Here is a 9,154-nt window from a genome sequence, read left to right on the forward strand (position 1 = left end):
ATGCGGGACAGCATGACAACCATTTCTTCACGCGTAATCGTTTTATCCGGCTTGAAGGTACTGTCATCGTAGCCTTTGATTACCCCTGCCGCTACAAGGTTCTCAATAGCTCCTTTAGCCCAGTTGTCACCAATGTCCTTCAATACAATACTCGTATTGCTGCCACCTTGGATATTGAACGCGCGATTCAGAATCACTGCAAACTCAGCGCGTGTGATAGGACTGTCCAGCCTAAACGTACCATCTTCGTAGCCATCAATCAGTTGCAATTTGACGAAGATATCGATCGTCTTCTCCGCCCAGTGCCCTTGCGTGTCAGCAAAATCAATTGTAGCGTTTGCTTCCTTCGCTTCCGCTACTTTGGATTCAATCGTATTTACTAAATTGGCTTCATTAACAATGCTACTGATAAATACACCAACCTTAGGCTGTGGAGAAACAGGTGTCTGTTCTGTAGGAATAGGCGTCTGCTGTGGAGGAACGGGTGTTTGCTCTGGAGCAGACCCCCGTCCCGAAACAGCTCGAGATGTTGCACTCACTTCATTAGACGCAACGCTGTCTCCCCCCGGATTCGTAGCTTTAACAACAAAGTAGTACAATGTGCCATTCGTTAGTCCGGTTACATCATAGCCGTATACCGAATCACTGACTGAAGCTTCTTCTAATCCATACGCTCCGGAAGTCGTACTCTTGAATACTTTATACCCTGTGGAACCGATCACCGGACTCCATGATAGCCTTATTTGTCTATTCCCCGGTGTGGCGCGATCCAGTATCGGTGCTCCGGGTGTTGAAACTTGCGGCGTCGCGCTCACTTCATTGGATGCTGCGCTTATTCCAGATGGATTTATGGCTTTCACAACATAATAATAAGTTATCCCATTCATTAATCCGACGGCATCATATACCGTCCCAGTCACCGTAGCGATCGCATCCCCATAAGTGCCAGAAGCCGTCCCCTGATATACGGCGTAAGTGACTGATCCAGGCATTTCACTCCAAGTCAAACGCACGCGGCTGTCTCCCGCTGTAGCAGACTCCACAATCGGAGCAGTTACCCCAGGCCCAGGAAGCGTCACCGTCTGGCTCGCAATCTGCGTCAAACCTGTTGCATCGAACGCGAGCTGCGCCCCCGTCACCGCAGCTGTGTTCGTTGCGCCAAGACCCGTAAAGGTTACGATACCTGCGCTCGCTGTTGCCGTCGCGGTTCCAGTCAGCGTCCACGCACCCGTATCCTTCTTCAGCACGGTCACCTCCGTGCTATTATCCCCTATTCGTATATTGCCAAATGCATCGACAAGCGTCACGGTCGGCTGCTGTGCGAACTGACCGCCATTCGCTGCAGGTGCTGTAATATCCTGCGTCAATGCCATCGCCGACAAGCTACCCACACTTGGCGTAATCGCCTGCGTGTTCGTCGCTGGTGTCGCTACGTCAGCGATGCTGAACCCAATCGTCTGCTCGTCAGCCTTGTGCAGCACCAAGACTGGCATAGCTCCGCCATCGGTGAAGCTCACGCTGATCGTCTGCGTTCCACCTTTTAACACCGTTCCACCAAAGCTTCCGTATGAACCCTTCGGCGCTTGCTCCGTGCCAGAGATGGTCACGTTATAATTCCCGTCGAAATTCATATCCGTATTCCCAAGCGCATCCTTAACAGTCAGCGTAATCGTATTGTCTGCGCCAGCAACAGGTGTCAGCGTTGCTGCTGATGCTGTAGCTGTTTGTGTACCAGACCGCGGTAGTTGAGTGATACCCGCATCAACCGTGAGGTTCTTTTCCCCTAGCGCCAGCGAGAACACCGATGTCTTCCCGGTTGCCGGATTGGCATCAGAATCTATCGTTTGATCGGCACCTGCAGTTTCCCCTGTAAATCCGTATTCAACTGACGGCAATACAAATTCAACCTGATAATTACCCGGATTTAGATTATCGAATACATAGTGCCCGGCTTGCCCGTTATACGTTGCTGATGTCGTTGTGGCCAGCAGCGTGCCTGACCCGTTGTATAGATGAACGGTTACGCCATTCAACCCTGACTCACTCGCATCCTGCAACCCGTTCTCGTTCGCATCGATCCATACCAAGTTGCCGATCTTCCCTTTTTTAGGCACGATCCCTGCATCAAGGACAAGGTAATTTTCCCCGGCTCCCAATGTAATGAGGTCCGAGTTCACTGCCTCGTATGAAGAATCCGGTTTAAAGACCACCCTATAATTACCTGGTTCGAGATTCGGGAATAAGTAAGCGCCTGGCCGATTCTGAAAATCGTTGGAGGTAACCGTTGCTGCCAGTTTGGTGTCGTTTGCGTCGTACAGCTCGACGGTTACGCCATCCAACCCCGTCTCTGTCCCGTCGTCGAACGTTCCATTCTCGTTCGAATCCAGCCAGACGAAATTTCCGATCGAAGCTTTCGGCGAGCTCAGAATCTTCATTCCGACCTTATTAGGCTCTGCCGGTAAAAGGGACTGCCCTGATGCATTCTTCACTTGATAAGCAAAAGAATTCCAAGCGGTCTCGCCGCCGGTTGGCGCCCCGACTGGCGCTCTCATCGCCCATTCCAAAGTCGTCGTACTCAGTGGATTGATCACATAGCTGCTATCAAATATCAATTTAATTGCTGTTACCGATGTCGGATCAGTAGGAAGACTTGCCGTCCAGATGCCATTATCCGCTGCTGTTGTCGGATTCATCGTGATGCCAGACGTTGTTGAGTATTGCACCGTCACATAGTTTGGCACATTGACCGCTCCCATGAGCACGGGACCCCACTGGCTTCCACGCGGGATACTGCCATTAAGAACAGCAGTATCGCCAATGCGCGGAAACGGATTTACGATGGCGAGCTCCTTCATTGCGACATTGCCGATATTTTGGATTTCCAATCGATACAACGCTTGTCCGCCGGGAGTCGTTGATCCCGTCGTTTCCAACCAGCTTGCATCCAACTCTCCCTTTACCCACATCCGGGATTGGAGAGCGGTACTTTCTTCAACATTTATACTACTTGTTGCTTCCACGCTATAAGTCGTCGTACCGGCTGTTTTTTGATTGCGGTAGTTAACGTCATTCAAGTAATTCGGCGATGCTACGCCAAACGTATTCGTTACGATCTGGGCTGCTGTTCCCGGTTTTATCTTCGCTTTAAACTGGATCTGTACATTTTCGCCGATGAACAGTTTTCCCCGGTTACTATCATCCCAACTCCAGGTCAATTTCGTTTCACCCGAAGGTTGGGGCACTGCTGTGAAGGTTGGATCAGCGGGAGTGCCTGCTGGTTTAACAATTGACCACGATTCAGGAACGTATTCCAGATCGGCCGGCAAAATCGTATGGATGACAGGGTTATCCAACGCGTCAGAGCTTAGCAGAGCGTGATTCGTAACCGATAAGGTATAAGTCACGGTTTCCGCAGGAGCTGCGCTTGTTTTACTAACGGTATTCTGCAGCTCGAGCAGCGGACGATTATTTACGATGGAAGTCACGCTATCATCAGAACTTGACTTCGGAACTCCGTCAAAAACATATCTAAAATTAGCCGACGAACGGATGCTATCGCTTGAATTCAAGGGCACGGGAGTCGTGGGATCAAGCAAATACGTAAACTCGAAATTACTCAATTGGCTCCAATCTATCGGTAAAGTTCCAAATCTAACCTGAATACCTTTGATATTCCCGATTGCTGTCGCGTCATAAGTTGTGGCAGTGTTTGCATTCGGTTTGCCCCAATATTCCCAAACACCCGATGAAGGGTCTAACGTGTAATACAAATCATATTCCAAAATACCTGAAAAAAGGGCTGATTTGATCGTTTGCAGTTGCAGTCCGAGCGGTGTACCCGATTCCGTTAGTGTAGGCGTCATTATTTCTAATACACCACTATCCACCGATACGTTTGCTTTGTTGGATAAGCCAGAGAGGTACAGACTTACGGTTTGACCAGGTGATCTTTCTTGTTCGTTGGTATAGAAATTAAACGAGGTCCCCGCATCAATTGGCGATGCTGCGAAGACATGCGTGACACTGGAACTAATTGTAGCGGGCGTTCCACCAAGAGGCGTTGCTTGCATCTCTGCACGTAAAGCTGCTTCAATCGCTGTCATGGATGCAGGATAATTGACAACAAGCTTCAGCTTCTTCTCATTCCGAAGGTTGTCGCTTAAATTCCACACTACGGTATTATCTGGACCGAGCGTCCCACCATTGTCAGCCGAAACGAATACTGCGCCGTTATCTAAGCTTGCTGTAACGACGATATTTGTAATATCCAGCAATCCGTTCCCGTTTCCGATATTGGGTTTCAAGGATATTTCATACTGCACATCGGAGCCTTTAAAAGGTTCTACGATTGGAGCGATTTTCTTGATTTCTATACTCCAAGGCGCGGATCCCTGGGAAGTCACCGTCGCCACATTGGATTCCATTGAAACAAGATCGCCGTTGTTGTCAGTTGCCGTGAATTCAGCTTTCGTGGCCGCCGATGTGCCATCGGGCGTAACGTAATTCTCAAACTTCCCTTTTACCACAAGCTGACCGGCTGAGCCTGCAGGCAAAATCCCGCCTTTAAATTGAAATGTGACCTTCTTTTGCCCCGGAAAATCAATTGAATCGGTAACTGTACTCGTCGTAATCGTACTGTCCGTTTTTCCCGTGTATGTTACTCCTGTCGGCACAAGCAATGAAATACTAGGGTTTGTAAAGTCTCCACTAGTTGATGAGGCAGAATAGTTAATGAGATAGCTGAATTCTTCACCCGAATCAACGACAGACTTGTTCGTAGATAAAGACATAACAATCCCCTCTACGGATGATGCGAATGACCTTGTACCAGGAGCGAAGGTTTGTGCGCATACAATTAAAGCCAACAATAATACCGCTATCTTCTTCAAATTGGTTCCCCCTTTTTTAACCTACACCAAGACTGGCGCGGCCACGCCAGATATCGTTACGTCATGCGCCCCGTCGAAGTTCGTATCCGTATCCCCAAGCGCATCCTTCCATTTTAGCTGTATCCGTACCATATAAATTAACAGACGGATTACTTGTTCTACTAGTTACATACACCCTTAAGATTGCTTTTTCGATCACTTTCATACAAACACGCCAACCACCCGAAACATACAAGATTCGTCAAAAGCCTCCATTATTCTATCACGGTTGATTAGCCTATCTATGAAACTTAAAGAAAACCTTAAATTTGCACTTGCAACGCACTTCTGGCAACCAGCATATATCCTGTCCCCCGAATCGTAACGATTCTCTCAGGATTGGCAGGGTCAGCCTCGATTTTTTTGCGTAAATTACTGATGTGTACAGCAACCGTTCTCGTATCCTCCAGACTCTCCATTCCCCAGATGAACTGAAACAACGCATCGACACTGACGACGCGATTCACGTTTTGTGCCATATAGGACAGTAGACTGAACTCTTTTTTCGATAAAAAGATGGTTTCACTACCCATGTTGACGGACTGCGCGTAGAAATCCAGCGTCAAACCCGGTAACTCCAGCAGTTGTTCCCGTCTGCCCGCCGACACTCTGCGAAGATGAGCCTTGATCTTGGCCATGAGTACTCCCGGACTGAAAGGCTTGGTCACATAATCGTCACCGCCATCGGATAATGCGCTGATTTTTACCTCGTCTTCCTCACGGCTGCTCAGAAACACGATCGGCGCATTCGTGTAGCTGCGTGCGTTCCTGCACCAATCAATGCCGTTTTCATTAGCCAGCAGTACATCCAGTACAATCAAATCCGGCTCGAAAGACTCAAGCAGCTTCATGGCTTCTGTCCCGCTATAGCTGTAGGAGGATATGAAACCCTCCCTCTCGCAATACGCCTGAACAATCTCGCATATATGGGGATCATCATCGACGATCATAATTTTGTGCGTGTCCATCACACCGTCACCTTCCTTCTTCTACAATACAAGGAAGCGATACATAGAATATCGACCCCGTCTGACCATCGCTCTCCGCTCGAACCGTCCCTCCGTGCGCTTGTACGATTTCCCTGCAAATCGCCAGCCCGAGCCCGCTGCCTTCTACTCCCTTTTCCATACCCGGTCGATTATACCTGTAATTGCGATCGAAGATTTGCTCGAGCTGATCTGGCGGAATACCCATGCCAGAATCTTGTACGCTGATTATCGCATAGCGGGTATGATTCACCTCGTCCACAGCTAGCGCAAGACGCACCAGCCCACCCCTAGAGGTGAACTTCATTGCGTTCGACACTAGATTGAACAACGCCTGCTCTAGTCTTTGCACATCCATCTCGACAACAGCCAAGTTGGGTCCTTGATCTTCCACATCTCCGATATCCAGCATGAAATCCAACCCTGCGTCACGCACAACCAGCCCATATTGTTCATAGAACCGGCGCAAGAAGTGAATCACATGAACCGGCTCCATTTGGTACGAGACTTGTCCTGTCTCCAGATGCGACAAGAAGGACAACTCCTCGATCATGCGGTTAATCCTTATCGTGTTATCCCGGATATACTTCAGGTACTGTTCATTACGTTCCGGCTTGACCCTGTCCTGCACAGCTTCTACATAACCAAGCATGCTAGACAGCGGCGTACGCAGATCGTGCGTAATATAGGCGAGGAGCTTCTTTCTCCCTTGCTCGGAATGAAGCAACCGGTCATACGAAGTGCGGAGATCATCATGAGCTGTGGATAAGGCCTGTGTGCGTTCCTGCACGGTCCGTTCCAAATTCATATTCATTTCGGTCAGCTTGTTGTTAGCATCCTGCAGCTCACGTGCAATCCTCTCTTCGTTCGATGCCGCCCTCGTAAATCTGGAAGAAAGCAGCATCATCTGTGCGATCGTAAACACCAACAGACCAAGCGGAGAGGTATTTCCGATTCGTGACCATTCGTTGTAATATAAAAAATCGTTGATGACGGTAACAAGAGCAACCACCGACACCAGCAGGAAGATCAGCGCTCCCTCCATACGCCGCACAGCCGATTGGACCAGCCCTACCATCAGATACACCATGTGAAGAACAACGACTACACCGATTATCAGTAACAATTTTGAATATATTAGTGCAGGGGTCACCAGAACAACTAGACAGAGTGCGCCGGTTACGATCCGGCTGCCAAGACGAAACCATCGCGACACATAATTAGGGAAAATGCAATCAGAGTACATCGTGATGATATAACCACTGCTGCAAAGAATCAGGTACTCGATCTTGAACTGCAATTCCCATGGAAAAGCTGGCCACAATTGTGTGAGCAAGAGCTCGCCGACCAGCAAGGATCGGATACCGAGCAACAAGGTGAACAGACCAAAATACAATGGAGCCCTGTCCTTGCGTCGTAGCACGAACAACAGCAGGTGATATACGCCAATCACCAGCAGGCTTGCAGTTACGAACATCTCTGAGGCAATTTTCAGATTGGTCCTGACCGTTAACACATCACTGCCGCCCAGCTCTATATACTTGGTGATGCCGCCTCGCTTATGATGGAAGTTGGCTACTTGCATAACCAGCTCCACCCTGTCATTCCTGGGCTGGAAGAACACCAGCTTCGTTGCCAGACGCGGTGTCACGCTGCTCTTATCCTGACCAACCACGCCAACTTCCGCCAGCAGCTCGCCATTCACCCATAATTTATACGCAGAAAAGATGGTAGGCAGCCGCAGAGCAAGCCGCTCATTTCGATCCTGCTCGCTAAGCTCAATGACCACCCGAAAGGTTGCAAAGCCTGTACCGTCCAACTGCTGACCATCTAACCGATAGCCTGGCCAGGAGCTCGGGATGCTGATCCAGCGGTTATTATTTCCCTCCCTTGCCGAACGAGTCTGTATTTCCTCAGGCGATAGCAGCTCTTGCCAGTAGAACGCCCACTCCCCTGTTAACTTTTGCGGATTCTCACTGACATGAACCTGCGTTAAATCCAGAATGCCTTCTTTACTTTGGAGCTTAGGGGAGTCCGGAGCAGGGATGACGACATAGCTTGCAACCAAACCAACAACAACGGCAGCAGCTATATAAAGCAAGATAGTACGAGAACCGAACCGGAGAATCCCCCTCATTGTGAAACCGACCCCAATCTACAAGATGCGCGATATGTTAGTTAATTATCTAAACAATAACATCATTAAAGGAAAATGTGCCCTGCAAATATCTGTGGGGCGTTGAACACAAACATCACGATGAAAAGCTTATCTTCCAAGCTGGTAACCAGGTTTTCTTTTGCTATAGTTCCACAGACTTATTCTACGCGAATATTCGAATCCCCTTTACTATATCAATCAATTATACACCATGAGTTTGACATTATCTTGTTAGCGATCCTACATTCGATCACGATTACTAAACAATACTTGCACGACAATAAGCTCAAATTGCACGGAACTACTATTATCGCATCCTTATCATGAGGGATAAGAAAATAAGTTAGACCAAATCTCGAACGTACTGGATTCAAATAGATTCTAACACGATGTAAACACAAAGGCCCACCAAGAGCAGGCTCTTATTTTACTTACCTTACTGTATTCATTGCGGTGGGTCGTACCTTGTCTTTGCATAACATCAGGGAAATCACAAAGGTGCCGGATAAATACGGATATGCGTATCATCTCTAAGGCGAAATCGAATACACCCGACAAGGTGCGTTCGATTTGCCTATTACGAATCATTGGGTCGGGCTATTATCATTGAAGGTCAAGGGATGACTACTCACAGCTATAAGCTTTTTGAACTCCCAGTCGAGCTGGGGTTTTTCGTTTATAACGAAATGAAGGACGCCCCGATCGGGCGTCCTTCACAGATACTAGCTAAGTGAATCCAACAACGTCTTCAACTGTGGGTTAAGCTCCAGCACATTCAAGATGATCTGCAACGCTTCTGCACGTGTGGCATTGCTCTTGGGTTCGAATCTTCCATCCCCTTTACCGCTAACGATACCTGCCTGCGCTACTGCTTTGATATCACCGGCTGCATAAGAACCATTCAGATCATTGAAATTGCCTTTTGTAGTGTCCTTCGCCAAGTCGTTAAGATTTACTATGCGGGACAGCATGACAACCATTTCTTCACGTGTAATCGTTTTATCCGGTTTGAACGTACCGTCATCGTAGCCTTTGATTACCCCTGCCGCTACAAGGTTCTCAATAGCTCCTTTAGCCCAGTT

The 9,154-nt window shown here is 48.5% G+C and carries 4 protein-coding genes; all 4 read right to left on the bottom strand.

Features of this window, described 5'->3' with window-relative positions; translation table 11 throughout:
- Positions 1 to 4,790 (bottom strand): SdrD B-like domain-containing protein (locus CF651_RS24570; RefSeq protein ID WP_144029104.1); only part of this gene is annotated, 4,790 nt, incomplete at its 3' end.
- Positions 4,791 to 5,191: 401 nt separating this feature from the next.
- Complete coding sequence (locus CF651_RS24575; RefSeq protein ID WP_094017534.1) at positions 5,192 to 5,896, bottom strand: response regulator transcription factor; 705 nt, start codon at positions 5,894 to 5,896, stop codon at positions 5,192 to 5,194.
- Positions 5,897 to 5,903: 7 nt separating this feature from the next.
- Positions 5,904 to 8,051, bottom strand: a complete 2,148-nt coding sequence (locus tag CF651_RS24580) for a sensor histidine kinase (protein WP_094017535.1) — start codon at positions 8,049 to 8,051, stop codon at positions 5,904 to 5,906.
- 743 nt (positions 8,052 to 8,794) lie between these two features.
- On the bottom strand, positions 8,795 to 9,154 hold a 360-nt coding region (locus tag CF651_RS24585; protein ID WP_144029105.1), incomplete at its 5' end, for an S-layer homology domain-containing protein.

This window comes from Paenibacillus rigui, from assembly GCF_002234615.1.
GTDB classification, from domain to species: domain Bacteria; phylum Bacillota; class Bacilli; order Paenibacillales; family NBRC-103111; genus Paenibacillus_S; species Paenibacillus_S rigui.